Here is an 18336-nt window from a genome sequence, read left to right on the forward strand (position 1 = left end):
ACGATCAATCGTTCGGCTTGTCCAGCGATACCGCCTTGCTCTCGTCGACGGGCACGCCGAAGATCTGGCGGTAGGCGGCGTAGAACGAGCAATGCATGATGACGGTCAGGATCATCGACAGCGGCATCATCAGCTGCACGGCCATCGGCGTGCGGCCGACGATCAGGAACAGCAGCTGGCTGGTGACGACGCTGATGGCGAACCAGGTGCTGGCGAACACGACGAAGGCCGACAGCGAGCGCCAGACGGCGAAAAAGCTGAAGAACAGCGCCTTGCCCAGGCCCGTTTGCTTCCAGTAGATCAGCGGCGCGGCAAAGCAGAAGGCCATGGCGGCCGGCACGTACAGGACGATGGTCGTCAGGATGGCCATGCCGACATTCGATTCGCGGATGACGTCAGGCGACGTCTGCGGGTTCAGCTGGCCCGTGGCCAGCTGCCACAGCACGCCGCCGTCGACCAGGGTCGAGGCGCCGATGGCAACGATGGCTGTCAGGATGTACAGTACGCCCAGGCCCAGCAGCACGGGGAAGGCCGGCTTGCGGAAGCCCGAGATCAGCAGGCTGGGCAAGACGCGCTTGCCCTGGTCGATATTCAGGCAGCCTTGCACGAACGCGACGGAGAAGACGGGCACGAGGATGACGGGCAGCAACTGGCCGAGCAGGGGGACGATGCTGACGGCCAGCATGCAGAACATATAGCCGAGAAACAGCATCGACAGGCCGCCGGGTTGCTTGCGAAACAGGCCAAAGCCCTGTTTCACCCATTGCCAGCCTGTACTTGCAGGTAATTTTTCCATGTTTAAGACAGTTCCGGTGCGGGTGTGGTGATACGTTCGCGCAGAATGCGTTCGAAATGCGTGGGGTCGTGCGGGGTCAGCATTTCCGCTTCGCGCGGCTGGTAATAATCGTACAGGCGCGACAGCCAGAAGCGCAGCGCGGCGGCGCGCAGCATCGGTTGCCAAGCCGTGTGTTCCTCGGCCGTGAAGGGGCGCACGGCCTGGTAGGCGTCGAGCAGGGCGCGCACGCGCGCCGTATCGAGCACGCCCGTGTCGAGGTCGACGCACCAGTCGTTGACGGTGACGGCCACGTCGAACAGCCAGGTGTCGCAGCCGGCAAAGTAAAAGTCGAAAAAGCCCGTCAGTTGTTCGCCGTCAAACATGACGTTGTTGCGGAACAAGTCGGCATGCACGGGACCGCGCGGGATGGCTTTATACGTGTCGCAGGCGGCAAACGCGTCCTGGAAGTGGATTTCCGCGCGCAGCAAATGCGCCCTGGCATCGTCGAGGTGCGGCAAGACCAGCGGCGTGGTGGCGTTCCACCAGTCCAGGCCGCGCAGATTCGGCTGCTGCAGGGGGAAATCCTGCGCCGCCACGTGCATCTTCGCCAGCATGGCGCCGACGGCCGCGCAATGCACGGCCTGCGGTGCCATCTGCGAGCTACCGTCGAGCTTGCTGACGATGGCGGCCGGCTTGCCTTGCAGGGCCGTCACCAGTGCGCCGTCGGCATTGGCGATCGGCGCCGGCACCAGCACGCCGCGGTCGGCCAGGTGGCGCATCAGCTGCAAATAAAACGGCAATTGCTCGAAACTCAGGTTTTCAAAGATCGTCAGCACATATTCGCCGCGCTCGGTGCTGAGGAAGAAATTGCTGTTTTCGATGCCGGAAGCGATCCCTTTGAGCGCCAGAGGCTTGCCGAGTGGAAATTGCGTGATCCACTGGCCGATATCGTCCAGGTGTAGCGCGGTAAAAACTGCCATGGGAAAAGGTCTGAGGTAAAAAAGTAAAAAAGCCGGCGGCCCCGCGTGTGGCCGGGGCCGGGCAATAAGATGGTGTTGGCTGGCCGCGCCGCTTATTTTGCCGGTGCGGGAGGCGCCGGCGCGTCAGCGGCTTCTTCGTCGCGTTGTTTCTGTTTTTTCTTGCCCAGGTCGAATTCCAGCACTTTCCATTGCGGGCCGCGCAAGGCGCCGCCATTGGCCTGGTCGGCGCCGGCGGCCGGTTTCATGTAATACGTGCTGCCGCCCGTGGTGACCTTGACTTCGGACGTCACGCCCGCTTCGCGTTTCTCGGTAATCTGTTGTTTTGTTGCCGCTGGCGCTACGGTGATGGGCGCTTCGCCCATTTCCTCGATACGCTCCAGCTGTGGTGGCGCGTCGCTGGGCTTGGCCGGTGTCTGGGCGCTGGCAATGGCCGAGCATGCCAGCAGGGGCAGGGCGAGGAATGTCCAGAGTGTCGATGTACGCATCATGATGGGGTTCGCTTCCATGTGGTGGACTGCAGAAAATGCAGTGGTCATGCCGTCAATTTATCTATAGGGCATTGTAACAAACTGGTAAGCAATGCTGTTTACTTGCGCCGAAATAGGCCGCAACGGCCGCCGCTGCGCCCGCACGGTCCCGCCGAGGTGGCAAAAACGGCAAGAATAGGGCGTGCGCGGCCCGGTGGCGCGGCCCTAAACTCTGCGATAATTGTGCGATATTCCACCGCCCGCCGCGATATCTTGCCGGCCGGCGCGGTTCACCTTATTTTATTGGCATTATGCAAAACACCCTGCTGTTAGTCGACGGTTCCAGTTACCTCTATCGCGCCTTCCATGCGCTGCCCGACCTGCGCAGCCCGGACGGCTATCCCACGGGCGCCATGCACGGCATGGTCAACATGCTGCGCCGCCTGCGCGCCGATTACCCGGCCGCCTATATCGCCTGCGTGTTCGATGCCAAGGGTAAAACTTTCCGCGATGACATGTATCCCGAGTACAAGGCCACGCGCGCCTCGATGCCGGACGACCTGCGCCTGCAGATCGAACCGATCCACGAAGCCGTACGCGCCATGGGCTGGCCCATCCTGATGGTCGACGGCGTGGAAGCCGATGACGTCATCGGCACGCTGGCCGTGCAGGCGGCCGCCGCCGGCATGGACGTGGTGGTGTCGACGGGCGACAAGGACCTGGCGCAGCTGGTCAACAGCCAGGTGACCCTGATCAATACCATGAGCAATGAAAAGCTCGACGAAGCGGCCGTGCTGGCCAAGTTCGGCGTGCCGCCGAACCGCATCATCGATTATCTGTCGCTGATCGGCGATACCGTGGACAACGTGCCGGGCGTATCGAAATGCGGCCCGAAGACGGCCGTCAAATGGCTGACGCAGTACGACAGCCTGGAAGGCATCATGGACAACGCGGCCAAGGTGGGCGGCGCCGTGGGCGAAAACCTGCGCACGGCCCTGCCATGGCTGCCGCAGGCGCGCGCCTTGATCACCGTCAAGACCGATTGCGACCTGTCGGAGCACATGACGACGATCGCCGATTCGCTGGCGGCGAAACAGGAAGACAAGGAAGCGCTGCTGGCCTTCTTCCAGCGCTACGGCTTCAAGGCGCTGCTGCGCGAACTGGGCGCGGTGCCGCCGCCGATGTCGCCTGTGGGCGCACCGGCAACGGCCGGCGCATCGACCGCGAACACGACAGGCGACATGTTTGCCGACGCCGCGCCAGCGCCTGCGGCCGAGTATGAAACCGTGCTGACGGATGCCCAGCTGGATCAATGGCTCGCCCTGATCGATGCGGCACCCCTGACGGCCGTCGACACGGAAACCACGTCGCTCGAACCGATGACGGCGCAGATGGTCGGCATTTCCCTGTCCGTCGCCGAACACCGTGCCTGCTACATCCCGCTGGCGCACGATTACGCGGGCGCGCCCGAGCAGCTGACGCGCGAACACGTGCTGGCGAAACTGCGTCCATGGCTGGAAGATGCCAGCAAGCCCAAGCTGGGGCAGAACCTGAAATACGACAGCCATATCTTCGCCAACCATGGCGTGACCCTGCGCGGCATCGCCCACGATACCCTGCTTGAATCGTATGTGTTCGAATCGCACAAGAAGCACGACATGGACAGCCTGGCGCTGCGCCACCTGAACTACACGACCATCCCGTTCGAGGAGGTGTGCGGCAAGGGCGCCAAGCAGATCACGTTCAACCAGGTGGAAGTGGAGCAGGCGGCGAGATACGCGGCCGAGGATGCCGACGTCACCTTGCGTTTGCACAATGCCATGTGGGGCAATGTGGCCAATGATGACAAGCTGACCTTCATCTATGAAAAGATCGAGATGCCGACGGCCGTGGTCTTGCAAAAGATCGAGCGCAACGGCGTGCTGATCGATGACGCATTGCTCAACATCCAGTCGGCCGAGCTTGCCGTGAAAATCCTCGAGCTGGAAAAGAAGGCGTATGAACTGGCCGAGCAGCCGTTCAACCTGGGCTCGCCCAAGCAGATCGGCGAAATCTTCTTCGAGAAATTGAAGCTGCCGGTGGTCAAGAAAACCCCGACGGGCGCGCCATCGACGGACGAGGAAGTGCTGCAAAAGCTGGCCGAGGATTATCCGCTGCCGAAAGTGCTGCTCGAATACCGCGGCATGGCCAAGCTGAAGTCGACCTACACGGATAAATTGCCGAAGATGATCAACGTCACGACGGGCAGGGTGCACACGAACTATGCGCAAGCCGTGGCCGTGACGGGGCGGCTGGCGTCGAACGACCCGAACCTGCAGAATATTCCCATTCGCAGCGCGGAAGGCCGCCGCATCCGCGAAGCGTTCATCGCGCCGCCCGGCAGCCACATCGTCTCGGCCGACTATTCGCAGATCGAATTGCGCATCATGGCGCATATCTCGGGCGATGAAGCCATGCTGCGCGCGTTTGCCGACGGCATCGACATCCACCGCGCCACGGCGGCCGAGATCTTTGGCGTGCCGGCCGCGGAAGTGCAGAGCGAACAGCGCCGCTACGCCAAGGTCATCAACTTTGGCTTGATCTACGGCATGAGCGCGTTTGGCCTGGCCGGCAACCTGGGCGTGGACCGCACGGCCGCGCAAAGCTATATCGACCGCTACTTTGCCCGTTTTTCCGGCGTGAAACAGTATATGGAAGACACGCGCCAGCAGGCGAAGGCGCGCGGCTACGTGGAAACCGTGTTCGGCCGCCGTTTGTGGTTGCCGGAAATCAATTCGCCGAACGGCCCGCGCCGCCAGGGCGCGGAACGGGCGGCGATCAACGCGCCCATGCAGGGCACGGCTGCCGACCTGATCAAGCTGGCCATGATCGCCGTGCAGGGCTGGCTGGAAACGGATGGCTTGCAGACGAAGATGATCATGCAGGTGCACGATGAACTGGTGCTGGAAGTGCCGGATGCCGAGCTGGAACTGGTCAAGCGCAAGCTGCCGGAACTGATGGCCGGCGTAGCTGAACTGAAAGTGCCGCTGACGGCAGAGGTGGGCATAGGCAAAAACTGGGACGAAGCGCATTAATTTCTTAAACACACACTTCAGGAGAAACGCATGAGCGACATGATCACCGATTGTGAAAGTTTGCTGGGCCAGAGCAGCTTGTCCGGGCCCGATGGCCGGCGTGGTTTCCTGAAGGTGGCGCTGGGAACGGGCTTTGCCCTGGCCGTGCTGCCGGTGGCGGCGCAAAACGTCATCAAGACCGATACCGCCGGGCTGGTGACGACCACCGTCACGGTGATGGTCGATGGCCAGGCCGTGCCCGTGTATGCGGCGCAGCCGGAAGGACAGACGGGTTTGCCCGTGGTGCTCGTGATATCCGAAATCTTTGGCGTGCATGAGCATATCGCCGACATGGCGCGCCGCTTCGCCAAGCAGGGCTATCTGGCGCTGGCGCCCGACCTGTTCGTGCGCCAGGGCGATCCTACCAAGGTCGGCAGCATCCCGGAGTTAATGAAGGGCATCATCGCCAAGACGCCGGATGCGCAGGTGATGGCGGACCTCGATGCAGTTGTTGCGTGGGCGAAACAGAATGGCGGCGACACGGGCCGCCTGGGCATCACCGGTTTTTGCTGGGGCGGGCGCATCACGTGGCTGTACGCGGCGCACAATCCGGCCGTCAAGGCGGGCGTGGCCTGGTATGGCCGCCTGGTGGGCGAGCCCACTGCCTTGCAGCCGACGAATCCCATCGATATCGCCGCCACCCTGAAGGTCCCCGTGCTGGGCTTGTACGGCGGCAAGGATACGGGCATCACGCAGGAATCCATCGGCAAGATGGAGGAAGCGCTGGCCAAGAGCGGCAACCAGTCGGAATTCGTCGTGTATCCGGACGCGGGCCACGCCTTCAACGCCGATTACCGCCCCAGCTATGTGGCGGCCGATGCGAAGGATGGCTATGCGCGCTGCCTGGCCTGGTTCAAGAGCCATGGCGTGGCATGAGGACGTCTGACTGATCCCGCTGCCCGCCGCCGCTTGCGGCCGGCGATGCTCGCCGCCTCGGCGGCTACTCGTGCAAGGCCGCTTTTCGGCCACGATTCACCGCCGCTCGCGACGGTGTCATCCGGCGTCGGAAGCATGGCAAGAGTTAATTTTTCCAGAAATTGACGCGAAAGGCGCACCGGGCTGTAAAATGCCCGGTTCGCGTCAATGCAGTACAATTGCATCTTCAACGCGCCACGCCGCCGCCAAGCGCGACAAGAATTAAATAATAAGCAATAGTCATCAGGCCAGACGCCAGCACAGCGGGCGCCAGTGACCCGGCGCCATTTTGAGGTAAGAAAATCATCGATCCCGTCCTTTTATCCATTTTGCTCGCGACCACGATCGCGGGCGTGTTGAGCATTACCGCGGCGGCGATCTTTTCGTTTGCATTCCTGTCCAAGGTGGTCGAGCGCATGGTCAGCTTGTCCGTCGGCATCATGTTGTCGACGTCCTTGCTGCACGCCTTGCCGGAAGCGTTCGAGTCCCAGGCGGATCCGCGCAGCCTGTTCGCCACCTTGCTGGCAGGCTTGCTGGCCTTTTTCATGCTGGAAAAATTCGCCATTTTGCGCCATTCGCACCACCACGAGGGCGACGGCCACCACCATGCGCATGGTCACGACAAGCACGAGGCGGGCAAGGCCGGCTGGATGATCCTCGTCGGCGACGGCATGCACAACTTTACGGACGGCATCCTGATCGCCGCCGCCTTCCTGGCCGACCCGAAGCTGGGCCTGGTGACGGGCCTGGCCATCATCGCGCATGAAATTCCGCAGGAAATCGGCGATTTCATCGTGCTGCTGAACGCCGGCTTCTCGCGCCTGCGCGCCTATGTCTTCAACTTGCTGTGCAGCATGATGGCCGTGGCGGGCGGCCTGCTTGGCTATTTCACCCTGGACCGCGCCAGCAATTTGATCCCTTACGTGCTCGTGTTCGCCTCGTCCGGCTTCATCTATATCGCCTTGAGCGACCTGATGCCGCAGATGCAGCGCCGCGCCACCTTGCGCGAAACCATCCCGCAAGTGCTGCTGATCGCGCTGGGCGTGTGCATCGTGCTGTTCCTGACGCGGCACAAGCACGGCGGTTGATGCGCCGGCGCGTCGCGTGTAGTATGGCCTTTCTGACTAATTCAAAGCGAAAGGAGGAAAATATGGAAATTTTTGTGCTCGTCCTATGGGATGTGCGTTCTTTAAGCACATTTAGCCGCTCTTGCCCACGTTCTATCGCGCTGCGATAACCTGGCCAGAGCAAAGTTACCCTCCTCTACGAGTCCTTTCCTGGTACTCCGTTGTCGTTAGCGCTCCTGTTAACGCGGATGCTTGCATCCCGAACAAAGACAAGAGCCATGACTACCCTTATCTCTACACTCGCCTTGCAGCTGGATACCCACGACGGTTTCCTGTTCCACGACCTCGCCTTTACCTTGCGCCAGGGCGACCGCATCGGCCTGATCGGCCACAATGGCTGCGGCAAATCCACCTTGCTGGGGTTGCTCAGCGGCACGCGCGAAGCGAGCTCCGGCAGCATCCATTACGCGCGCGCCTGCCGCTTGCAGCACGTGGAACAGCACTTGCCGGCGGCATTGGCCAGCCTGAGCCTGTACGACGCCTTGCTGGCGCCCGTGCTCGATCAGCCTGAACTGCATTGGCGCGTCGACAGCCTGCTGGCCGAACTGGGTTTCGACCTTGATACGGCGCAAGTGCCCGTGCACTCGCTGTCCGGCGGCCAGCACACGCGATTGCTGCTGGGGCGCGCCCTGCTGCAGGAGCCGAACGTGCTGCTGCTCGACGAGCCGAGCAATCACCTGGACTTGCCGTCGCTGCTGTGGCTGGAGCAATTCCTGTTGCGGTGGCGCGGCGCCTTCATCCTCGTCTCGCACGACCAGCGCCTGCTCGACAACGTGACCACGCGCAGCTGGATCCTGCGCGACAGCCGCCTCTACGATTTCGACTTGCCATGTGGCCCCGCGCTGGCGGCGCTGGCCGAGGCGGATATTGCCGCCGCCGCCCGCCATGCGGCCGAACAGAAGGAAATCGACCGCCTGTCGGCCAGCAGCGCCCGCCTGGCCCTGTGGGGCCGCACCTACGACAATGAAGACCTGGCGCGCAAGGCCAAGACCATGCAGCGGCGCGTCGACAAGCTAAAGGAGGTGCAATCGTTCGTCAGCGAGGGCGCGCCCTGGCGCCTCAGCCTGCGCGGCAAGGCGCTGGCGGCCGACCAACTGCTGGCGCTCGACGGGCTGGACGTGCGCGCCGTGCCGGCCTCTCCCGTGTTGTTCCACGTCGGCCAGCTGTGGCTGAAGCCGGGCGACCGGGTCGCCTTGCTGGGTGCGAATGGCAGCGGCAAGTCGTCGTTGCTGCGCCTGTGCTGGCAGGCGATCCAGGCGCAGCAGGACCGCAGCGACTTGCGCTGCCACAAGGCGGCAAACATCGGCTATTACGACCAGTCGCTCCGGCAGCTGGCCGACGATGCGGATTTGTCCGACGCCCTGTATCCGTTCGCAGTGCAAAACGAAGCTGCGCGCAGCCAGGTGGCGCGCAAGCAGGCGTTAATCTCGGCCGGTTTCCCGTATGCCCGCCATGGCCAGACGGTGGCCACCCTGAGCGGCGGCGAGCGGGCGCGGCTGCTGTTCCTGGGCCTGTCGCTGGCCAGTTATCACCTGCTGCTGCTGGACGAGCCCAGCAATCACCTGGACATGCAGGGCAAGGCGGAACTGGGCCTGGCCTTGCAGGGATTCGAAGGCGGCTGCCTGCTGGTGTCGCACGACCGCGACCTGATCGAGACGGCGTGCAACCGCTACTGGGTGGTGGCCGATGGCGGACTGGAAGAGTGGCTTGACGCGGCCAGCGCGTATGCGCGCCTGAGCCTGGAGGATGGGCAGGCGCCGGCGGCCGCGCCGCGCGTGGAAACGGCTGCGCTGGCCCCAGCGCAAACGGATGTCGACGTGCAGCTGGAACGCTTGTGCGAACTCGAGCAATTGCTGGCCGAGGACCTGGCCCGCAAGCCGCGCCATCAGAAGCCGGCCAGCCAGCAGGCGTGGCTGGCGGAGCTGGAACGGCTGAATCAGGCGCTGGGGATAACTTCCTAGTTGCCCACAGATGAAAAAATGGCGGACCACCGGGTCCGCCATTTTTTTTTAACTGCCGGTTGCCACGGGCCGCGCCGGGTCGGCGCACCATTCGCTCCACGAACCGGGATACAGGGCTGCGCCACTCAGTCCCGCCACTTCCAGGGCCAGCAGGTTGTGGCAGGCCGTCACGCCCGAGCCGCATTGCATGATGGCCGCTTGCGGCGCATCAAACAGCGCGCTGAAATCGCGTTGCAGTGCCTCGGCCTCCTTGAAACGGCCATCGGCCTGCAGGTTATCCTTGAAGAAACGGTTTTTCGCGCCGGGGATGTGGCCGCCCACGGGGTCGATGGTTTCATTTTCGCCGCGATAACGGTCGGGCGCGCGCGCGTCGATGACGGTCAGCGCCTGCGCGTCCAGGTTGGCGATGACGTCCTGCACGGTGACCGTGCGCGTGAGGCTGGCTTTTTCCGTCAGCTTGCCGGCAGGGCGGGGCGCCACGGGCGTAACCAGCGGCAAGCCTTGCGCCTGCCATGCGGCCAGGCCGCCGTCGAGCACGGCGACGGCCGGATGGCCGACCCAGCGCAGCAGCCACCACAGGCGGGCGGCGAACATGCCGCCCTGGCCGTCGTAGGCCACCACTTGCGTGTCGTCATGGATGCCCCAGCCGCGCAGGCTGGCCAGCAAGGCGTTGCGGTCGGGCAGGGGATGGCGGCCCGTAAAGTCCACGCCGTGCGCCGTCTTCGGGCCGGACAGGGCCGTGTCGATGTCGGCAAACTGCGCGTTCTGGATGTGGCCGGCGGCAAACGCATCGCTGCCGGCCGTGGGGTTGAGCAAGTCGTGGCGGCAATCGAGGATGACCCAGTTGCTGTCATTCACGTGGCTGGCCAGTTCGCTGGCCTGGATCAAGGTGGTGTACATCAGGAACGCTCCTTTACACTTCGCTGGCGATGGGATCCGTGCGCGCGATGGCGGCGCCACGGGCCGTGTTGCGGGTATTGTAATAGGTTGCCGCGATGCCCGAGGCCAGGATGACGCCGATGCCGAGCCAGCCGTGCCAGTCGAACAGGTCGCCAAAGATCACCACGCCCCAGAAGCTGGAAAAGACGATGCCCGTGTATTGCAAATTGGCAACAACGAGGGTCTTGCCCAGGCGGTAGGCGCGCGTCATGGCCATCTGCGCCATGGTGGCGCACAGGCCGATGGCGGCCAGCAAGCCGATGCCGTAGCCGCTCGTGTGCGCGTGCCAGACGACGGGGCCGCCGCCGGCGCTGGCCACATGGCCGATCACGCCGGCGAGGAAATTGACGATGGAGAAATAAAACACGACCCGGTATTCGGGTTCGCCCAGCAAGCCCAGCTTGCGCACCTGCAGGTAGGCGAGGGCCGACAGCATGCCGGAAATCAGGGCCGTGACGGCGCCGCCCACCTGGTCCGTTTCGAACACGGGCTGCAGCAGCAGGGTCACGCCGACAAAGCTCATGGCGATGGCCGCCACCAGCGGCCACTCGACCTGTTTCATGCCTTTCCACCAGCCGCCGGCCAGCAGGATCACGGCGATCCAGATGGGGGCCATGTAGTTCAGGGTCATGGCCGTGGCCAGCGGCAGGATGGCGATCGCATAAAACCACAGCCACAGGGCCACCACGCCCACCACGCCGCGCCACAGATGCTGGCCCGGCATCGTGGTCTTGAAGCTGCCGCCCTGGTACACGATGGTGCAGCCCATGACGGTCATGCCGATGATGCCGCGGTACATGACGATTTCGGACGTCGAATACATCTCCGACGCCAGCTTGACGCACACGCCCATGATGGCGAACATAAAACTTGCAAACAGCATCCAAAGAGATTGCATTGTGGCCTTTCACCTGAGCAAACCTGCTGCGCGTCGCGGGGCGCGGCCTGCGATGCGCGCCGTACCAAAGTACAGCTGCGCTTCTTGGCCACGCCGCGCTGCCGCTCGCTGCGGTTCTGTCAGGTGTTGTAAGTGTAGAGTGAAACGAAAGAAGGGCCGCATTATGCGGCCCCTCTACTAAGATTACAGTTCGATATTGCTGCGGTACCACTCGTGGAAGTGCTGCATGCCGTCTTCCATCGGCGACTGGTAAGGACCCACTTCGCTTACGCCGCGCGCCATCAGGGCCTTGCGGCCCGCATCCATGCGCTGGGCGATTTCATCGTCCTCGACGCAGGTTTCCATGTAGGCGGCCCGTTCCGCCTCGACGAGTTCGCGCTCGAACAGCACGATTTCTTCGGGGTAATAGAACTCGACCACGTTGCGCGTCTTTTGCGGACCATCGGGCCACAGGGTCGAGACGATCAGCACGTGCGGATACCATTCGACCATGATGTTCGGATACAGGGTCAGCCAGATGGCGCCATACGGCGGCGGTTCGCCGCCGCGGAATTGCAGCACCTGCTCCTGCCACTTCTTGTAGGTCGGCGAACCGGCCTGCTGCAGGCCGCGGTGCACGCCCACCGTCTGCACGCTGTAATCCTTGCCGAATTCCCAGCGCAGGTCGTCGCAGCTGACGAAGCTGCCCAGGCCAGGGTGGAACGGCTCGACGTGGTAATCCTCGAGGTAGACTTCGATGAAGGTCTTCCAGTTGTAGTCGCACTCGTGGATTTCCACGTGGTCGAACATATAGCCGGAAAAATCGAGGTCTTTCGAGACGGACAAATCTTTCAATTTTTCCATCACGTTGTAGCCGTTTTGCTCGAACAGCAAGCCATTCCAGCTTTGCAGCGGCGTTTTCGACAGGTTCAGGCACGGCGTCTCGGGGAAATGCGGCGCGCCGATCAGTTCACCCTTGAGGTCGTAGGTCCAGCGGTGCAGCGGGCAGACGATATGATTGGCATTGCCGCGGCCGTTGAACATCAGCGCCTGCCGGTGGCGGCACACGTTGGACAGCACTTCGATGCCATTGGCGTTGCGCACGAGCATGCGCCCTTCGTTCTCAGACGCCAGGGTCGCAAAATCGCCGGTTTCCGGCACCATCAGCTCATGCCCGACATAGCGCGGGCCGGCTTGGAACAATTGCTGCATTTCACGCTGCAACAGCGTTTCGTCAAAATAGACGTGGACCGGAAGTTGCGCGTTTGAACGCGCCAGCTTGGCGTGAGTAGCCAGATCGGACATCCCAACCCCCCATAAATGTACAACGGTCAGCAGTGCCCCAGGCCATTCCCTGGGCAACCGCTACAGAGAGAAAGAATCCGCAAAGACCTGAATTCAAATTTGTTGAAACGGTATTTCGGACAGAACCGGCGATTATAGCGCGGATCGGCCTCGGCATTGCCAAACCTCCTGGCAAATTGGGTACTTTAATGAGAAACGTTGTCATTTACCGTGCAATTTCCGGTGGAGGGAGGCGATTGCGCTAAAATCCACTGACATGCTGGCAACGTCTTCCCCTTTGAACACGCCGATTGCGCTTTAGTTTTCACTTAATAGTGTGGTTTGTTCTAAAATAACGCTTCTATGCTGGCCGGGAGTCCCCGGCGTCTCCCTACAAGCCCCTCGTGCCACGAAGAGATCTGAGTCTATGTCGAAGAAATTAACTGCCGCTGCCGCAGCGCCGGCCTCGTTTGAAGAGGCAATGGCGGAACTGGCGCAGCTGGTAACGCAAATGGAAGCGGGCCAGTTGCCGCTGGAAGCATCGGTCGCGGCGTATCAGCGCGGCTCGGAACTGGTCAAGTATTGCGCGGCCCAGCTCGACGGCGTCGAAGCGCAGGTGAAAGTGCTCGAAGGCGACATGCTGAAACCGTTCGTGGATGCCGGCGAGGCCGCCCAATGACGGCCAGCGTACAACAAGGCAACATCGGCATCACCTTCGGCGACTGGATGCAAGCCACCCAGTCCGGCGTGGAGCGCCGGCTCGAGCAGTTCCTGCCGGCGGCCGACGTGGTGCCGCACAAGCTGCACGCGGCCATGCGCTATGCGCTGCTGGGCGGTGGCAAGCGCGTGCGCCCGCTGCTGGTGATGGCTGCAGGCGAACTGTTCGACGCCGATCAAGACACCCTCGCGCGCGCCGCGTGCGCGCTGGAAATGATTCACGTGTATTCGCTCGTGCATGACGACATGCCGTGCATGGACGACGATGCCTTGCGTCGTGGCAAGCCCACCGTGCACATCGCCTACGACGAGGCGACGGCCCTGCTGGTGGGCGACGCGCTGCAATCGCAAGCGTTCATGCTGCTGGCCGATGGCGCGGCCATTCCGCCGGCGCGGCAAATGGCCATGATCAAGCTGCTGGCGCACGCGTCCGGCACGGCCGGCATGTGCGGCGGCCAGGCGATCGACCTCGACAGCGTTGGCCTGGCCTTGAGCCTGCCGCAGCTGGAACAGATGCATCAGTTGAAGACGGGCGCCCTGCTGCGCGCGGCCGTGATCCTCGGCGCGCTGGCGGGCAAGGATTTGACGGCGGACGAGATGACGGCGCTGAACGCCTATGCGCGCGCCGTCGGGCTGGCTTTCCAGGTGGTCGACGACGTGCTCGACGCGACGGCCGATTCGGCCACCCTGGGCAAGACGGCAGGCAAGGATGCGGCGGCCAACAAGCCCACCTACGTATCGATCCTGGGACTGGAACCTTCCAGGGCCCTGGCAGAACAATTGCGGTGCGACGCCCATGCGGCGCTGGCGCCATTCGGGGACAAGGCACGCCGCCTGCGCGAGCTGGCGGACCTGGTCGTGCAGCGGAAGGCATAAATGAAACTGTTAGAAACCATCAATGAACCGGCGCAAGTGCGCAAGCTGGCACGCTCGCAACTGGTGCCGCTGGCGCAGGAACTGCGCAGCTTCCTGCTCGATTCCGTCTCCAAGACGGGCGGCCATCTGTCGTCCAACCTGGGCACCGTCGAGCTGACCGTCGCCCTGCATTACGTGTTCAACACGCCGCACGACCGCATCGTGTGGGACGTGGGCCACCAGACCTATACGCACAAGATCCTCACGGGCCGCCGCGACCGCATGCACACCTTGCGCCAGAAGGACGGCATTTCCGGCTTCCCGAAACGCGACGAGAGCGAATACGACACCTTCGGCACGGCCCACTCGTCGACGTCGATCTCGGCCGCGCTGGGCATGGCGCAGGCGGCCAAGATCAAGGGCGACCCGCTGCACGCGATCGCCGTGATCGGCGACGGCTCGATGACGGCCGGCATGGCCTTCGAGGCGATGAACAATGCGGGCGTGCAGGAAGACGTCAACCTGCTGGTGATCCTGAACGACAACGACATGTCGATCTCGCCGCCCGTGGGTGCCCTGAACCGCCACCTGGCGCGACTGATGTCGGGCCAGTTCTATGCGGCGGCGAAAAATGTCGGCAAGTCCGTGTTGCCCGGCCCCGTGCTGGAACTGGCGAAGCGCTTCGAGGAGCACGCCAAGGGCATGGTCGTGCCTGCCACCATGTTCGAGGAATTCGGTTTCAACTATATCGGCCCCATCGACGGCCACGACCTCGATTCGCTGATCCCGACCTTGCAAAATATCAAGCAATTGAAGGGCCCGCAATTCCTGCACGTGGTGACCAAGAAGGGCCAGGGCTACAAGCTGGCCGAGGCGGAGCCGATCTTGTACCACGGCACGGGCAAGTTCAACCCGGCCGAAGGCATCAAGCCGGCCACGGCGCCGGCCAAGATGACGTACACGGAAGTGTTCGGCAACTGGCTGTGCGACATGGCCGCGCACGACAAGCGCCTGGTGGGCATCACGCCGGCCATGCGCGAAGGCTCGGGCATGGTCAAGTTCGAACAGCAATATCCGAACCGCTATTTCGACGTCGGCATCGCCGAGCAGCATTCCGTGACCTTTGGCGCGGGCCTGGCCTGCGAAGGCTTGAAGCCCGTCGTCGCCATCTATTCGACCTTCCTGCAGCGCGCCTACGATCAGCTGATCCACGACGTGGCCCTGCAAAACCTGGACGTGACGTTCGCGCTGGACCGCGCCGGCCTCGTGGGCGCCGACGGCGCCACGCATGCGGGCAACTATGACATGGCGTTTTTGCGCTGCATCCCGAACATGGTCATCATGGCCGCGTCCGACGAAAACGAATGCCGGCAAATGCTGACGACCGGTTACCACTATCCTGGCCCGGCAGCGATCCGCTATCCGCGCGGCGCCGGCGCCGGCGCGGCCATCGTGCCGGAACTGACCAGCATCGAGATCGGCAAGGGCGAGATCAAGCGCCAGGGCAAGCGCATCGCCATCCTCGCCTTCGGCTCGATGGTGGCGCCGAGCGTGGCGGCGGGCGAGAAGCTCGACGCGACGGTGGCCAACATGCGTTTCGTCAAGCCGCTCGACGTGGCGCTGGTGAAACAGCTTGCCGCCGAACACGATTACCTGGTGACGGTGGAAGAGGGCTGCATCATGGGCGGCGCCGGTTCGGCCGTGGCCGAGGCGCTGGCCGCCGAAGGCATCGTCAAGCCTATCCTCATGCTGGGCTTGCCCGATACCTTCATCGACCATGGCGATCCCGTGCAGCTGCTGAAAAGCGTGGGCCTGGACGCCGCCGGCATCGCCGCGTCGATCGAGCAGCGTTTCCCTGCAGCCGGGCCGCGCCTGGCGATGGTCAGCTAAGAGGCGCAAGCAAGAGAGAAGCGGCACTGCGGTGCCGCTTCGCTTGCTGGAATTTTACGCTGCACTGCAACATTTTTCGTCCGGGAATGCTACGATGACGCTTTGATACCTTTCAAAGCCGATCTTGCATTTCAGGAAACTCCACCGCCGTACGCGCATGCTGGCAGGCCGCTGGCTGACGGGCTTGCACGCCTACACGGACAAGCTGGCGCAGCGCCGCCCCCTGTGGATGGTCACCCTGGCCATCGACGAAACCAATCTGTCCGAGGGCCTGCGGGCCGCGTGCGCCTCGAGCGCCATGTTGCTGCTGGGCTTGTTGTTCGACCATCCCGATTTTTCCTGGGCCGCCATCGGCGCCTTCTGGACCTGCCTGGCCGACGCGGCCGGCACGCGCCGCATGCGTTTCGTCTCGATGCTGGGCTTCGGCCTGCTGTCCACGGTGGCCGGCGGCCTGACGGCGCTGGCGGCCGGCCATGGCCTGGCGACGGCCGCCATCGCCGTGCTGCTGTTTTCCTGGGCCGGCGCGCTGGCGCGCATCTGGGGCGCGGCCACGGCGCAGGTGGCGATCCTGGCGGCCACGGCCTGTGTCGTGATGGTCACGCATCCGCTCGAATCGATGACGCAAAGCGCGCCTTTCCTCGGCCTCTACATGGTCGGCTGCCTGTTTGCCACCGTGCTCAGTTTTACGGTCTGGCGCATCCACCCGTTCGGCCCCAGCAGGCGCGCCATCCGCGCCGCATATTCGCGCCTGGCCAGCATCGCACGCGACAATGCGCGCTTCCTCGAAGCTGATGCCGCGCAGGCTGACGTTGCCGCGCATGGCGCCAGCTACCGCTCGCAGGCGCGCGCCGCGCTGGAAGCGGCGCGCGTGGCGCTGGCCGCCGTGCCGCCATCGCGCGCCGGCCGCAGCGCCCTGTACGACAACCTGCTGCTGGCCCTCAGCGACGCCGAGCGCATCTTCGCCTACCTGATCGCCGTCACGCATACCTGCGAGCGCGAGCAGCAGCGGCTGCGCCAGGACCCGCGCGCGCGGCGCAGCCTGGAAGTGATGGCCGTGCTGCTGCGCCGCCTGGGGCAGGCCGTGCAGCGCCGGCCGGAAACGCCGCCGCTGGACTTGCAGCACCGCCTGGCCGCCTGCGGACGGCGCCTGGAAGCGGCGCTGGGCGCCTTGCTGCCGCTGCGCCTGAACGTGGAATTCATGGAACTGGGCATGCCGCGCGCGACGCAGCTGCCGTGGCGCGAGGCGGCTTTCCTGGCCTTGGGGCAGGCGTGGCAGACGCTGAAAGTCAACGCCACGCCACAGTCGCTGAGCTGGCGCCACGCGGCGCGCGTGTCGCTGGCGACGACGGCCGGCTTCCTGCTGGTCGAAGCCTTGCATATTCCGTTCGGCTACTGGGCCACCATGGCGACCTTGCTGATACTGCAGCCGTCCGTGTCGACCACCTGGCCGCGCGGCATCGAGCGGGTGGCGGGCAGCGTGCTGGGCGCCGTGCTGGCCGTGCTGATCGGCCTGGCCGTGCACACGCCGCTGGCCATCTCGCTGGTGGTGTTTCCCCTGATCGTCGCCACCATGGCCTTGCGCCGCGTCAGCTACAGCCTGCACGTGCTGTTCATGACGCCCGCCTTCGTGCTGGTGGCCGACTATGCGGCGCCGGCCAGCGAGATGGTGTATGCCATGAGCCGCCTGGGCAACAATGTGCTCGGCTGCGTGCTGGCCCTGCTGGCCACGTTCTTCCTGTGGCCCGACCGCGAAGCGGACGACCTGGACCAGCGCCTGGCGAAAGCCGTGTCGGCCAATTTGAAATACCTGCTGGCCGTGCTGGCGGCGGGCGGGCGGTGGGATAGCGCGATCGCAAGGCTGCGCCGCGAGGCGGGACTGGCCAGCAACAACGCCGAGCAAGTGCTGCAGCGCCTGCGCATCGAGCGCCGCCTGGACCGCAGTAGCGGCGTGGGCCTGGCGGCCCTGCGCACCTTGCCGCTGCTGCGCCGCGTGGCGGGCAGCACGGCGCGCATCAGCCTGAGTCCCCAGGCCGAGCCGGCCATGCCCGAGTTGCAGCAGTGGATCACCGCCGTCAGCGCGGAGATCGATGCCTTGCTGCGCGGCGAGGCGGACGTTCCCGCGCCCGCTCCCTGCGGCGGCCACGGCTTGACGTCCTTGCAGGCCGATGCCGTGGCGCAGGTGCAATTGCTGCGCGGATTATTGCGCGAACACCTGCATGCGCAGCTGCAGTCCGGCGAGGTGGCGCCAGCCGCATGACGGCGGCGAGGCCGTGGTGTAGATGCAACAAGATGGCAAGAAATTTTTACGCACGTCAAAAAAACGGCGAAGTCTTGATTTTCGAGCATTGCAACAGTAAATGCTAATCGTTATCATTTGCAATTGGCGGCATGAGAAGGCGACACTGGCAGCGCGGGTGAAGGACGGCATCATGAGAC

The 18336-nt window shown here is 63.9% G+C and carries 15 protein-coding genes; 8 read left to right on the forward strand and 7 right to left on the reverse strand.

The annotated features are described in order from the left end of the window. Positions 1-4: 4 nt before the first annotated feature. From O0880_RS26230 to O0880_RS26240, 3 genes are all read right to left on the reverse strand, one after another. Positions 5-796 (reverse strand): BPSS1780 family membrane protein, encoded by a 792-nt coding sequence (locus O0880_RS26230; protein ID WP_289889430.1) that lies wholly within the window; start codon positions 794-796, stop codon positions 5-7. Positions 797-798: 2 nt separating this feature from the next. Further along, positions 799-1755, reverse strand: a complete 957-nt coding sequence (locus O0880_RS26235) for a homoserine kinase (RefSeq protein ID WP_071325374.1) — start codon at positions 1753-1755, stop codon at positions 799-801. 92 nt (positions 1756-1847) lie between these two features. Further along, complete coding sequence (locus O0880_RS26240) at positions 1848-2243, reverse strand: hypothetical protein (protein ID WP_071326705.1); 396 nt, start codon at positions 2241-2243, stop codon at positions 1848-1850. Between the two features lie 290 nt (positions 2244-2533). Here O0880_RS26240 and polA point away from each other — a divergent pair, with 290 nt between their 5' ends. Together polA and O0880_RS26250 are read left to right on the forward strand one after the other, a co-directional pair. Then, complete coding sequence (gene polA / locus O0880_RS26245; protein ID WP_289889431.1) at positions 2534-5296, forward strand: DNA polymerase I; 2763 nt, start codon at positions 2534-2536, stop codon at positions 5294-5296. A 30-nt stretch (positions 5297-5326) separates the two neighbouring features. Beyond that, positions 5327-6211, forward strand: coding sequence for a dienelactone hydrolase family protein (locus O0880_RS26250; protein ID WP_289889432.1), 885 nt, complete (start codon positions 5327-5329; stop codon positions 6209-6211). Positions 6212-6437: 226 nt separating this feature from the next. Here O0880_RS26250 and O0880_RS26255 read toward each other — a convergent pair whose 3' ends face one another. Beyond that, positions 6438-6692: a hypothetical protein gene (locus O0880_RS26255; protein WP_289889519.1), complete on the reverse strand. Its 255-nt coding sequence runs from the start codon at positions 6690-6692 to the stop codon at positions 6438-6440. On the opposite strand from O0880_RS26255, the gene O0880_RS26260 reads away from it, so the two are divergent. Continuing rightward, positions 6580-7338, forward strand: coding sequence for a ZIP family metal transporter (locus O0880_RS26260; protein ID WP_071325371.1), 759 nt, complete (start codon positions 6580-6582; stop codon positions 7336-7338). The genes O0880_RS26255 and O0880_RS26260 overlap by 113 nt on opposite strands. 257 nt (positions 7339-7595) lie before the next feature. Next, positions 7596-9338, forward strand: a complete 1743-nt coding sequence (locus O0880_RS26265; protein ID WP_289889433.1) for an ATP-binding cassette domain-containing protein — start codon at positions 7596-7598, stop codon at positions 9336-9338. A 48-nt stretch (positions 9339-9386) separates the two neighbouring features. Here the strand turns inward: O0880_RS26265 and O0880_RS26270 are convergent, their stop codons facing one another. The 3 genes from O0880_RS26270 to O0880_RS26280 form a co-directional block, all read right to left on the reverse strand. Next, positions 9387-10238 carry a sulfurtransferase gene (locus O0880_RS26270; protein WP_289889434.1) on the reverse strand — a complete coding sequence of 284 codons (852 nt, stop codon included), beginning with the start codon at positions 10236-10238 and terminating at the stop codon, positions 9387-9389. 13 nt (positions 10239-10251) lie between these two features. Then, the gene (locus O0880_RS26275; RefSeq protein WP_071325368.1) at positions 10252-11175 is read right to left on the reverse strand and encodes a DMT family transporter; all 924 of its coding nucleotides are present in this window, start codon (positions 11173-11175) and stop codon (positions 10252-10254) included. 183 nt (positions 11176-11358) lie between these two features. Continuing rightward, entirely contained in the window at positions 11359-12459 is a 1101-nt protein-coding gene (locus tag O0880_RS26280) for an aromatic ring-hydroxylating dioxygenase subunit alpha (RefSeq protein ID WP_289889435.1), read from the reverse strand. A gap of 406 nt (positions 12460-12865) precedes the next feature. Between O0880_RS26280 and O0880_RS26285 the strand changes: the two genes are divergently transcribed. From O0880_RS26285 to O0880_RS26300, 4 genes are all read left to right on the forward strand, one after another. Continuing rightward, positions 12866-13117, forward strand: coding sequence for an exodeoxyribonuclease VII small subunit (locus O0880_RS26285; protein WP_071325366.1), 252 nt, complete (start codon positions 12866-12868; stop codon positions 13115-13117). Continuing rightward, positions 13114-14031, forward strand: a complete 918-nt coding sequence (locus O0880_RS26290) for a polyprenyl synthetase family protein (RefSeq protein ID WP_289889436.1) — start codon at positions 13114-13116, stop codon at positions 14029-14031. Before O0880_RS26285 ends, O0880_RS26290 begins: the two co-directional genes overlap by 4 nt. Further along, the gene (gene dxs / locus O0880_RS26295; protein ID WP_289889437.1) at positions 14032-15900 is read left to right on the forward strand and encodes a 1-deoxy-D-xylulose-5-phosphate synthase; all 1869 of its coding nucleotides are present in this window, start codon (positions 14032-14034) and stop codon (positions 15898-15900) included. Between the two features lie 157 nt (positions 15901-16057). Then, positions 16058-18157 (forward strand): FUSC family protein, encoded by a 2100-nt coding sequence (locus O0880_RS26300; protein WP_289889438.1) that lies wholly within the window; start codon positions 16058-16060, stop codon positions 18155-18157. Positions 18158-18336 lie beyond the last annotated feature (179 nt).

The organism is Janthinobacterium sp. SUN118 (assembly GCF_030397695.1).
Lineage (GTDB): Bacteria > Pseudomonadota > Gammaproteobacteria > Burkholderiales > Burkholderiaceae_D > Janthinobacterium.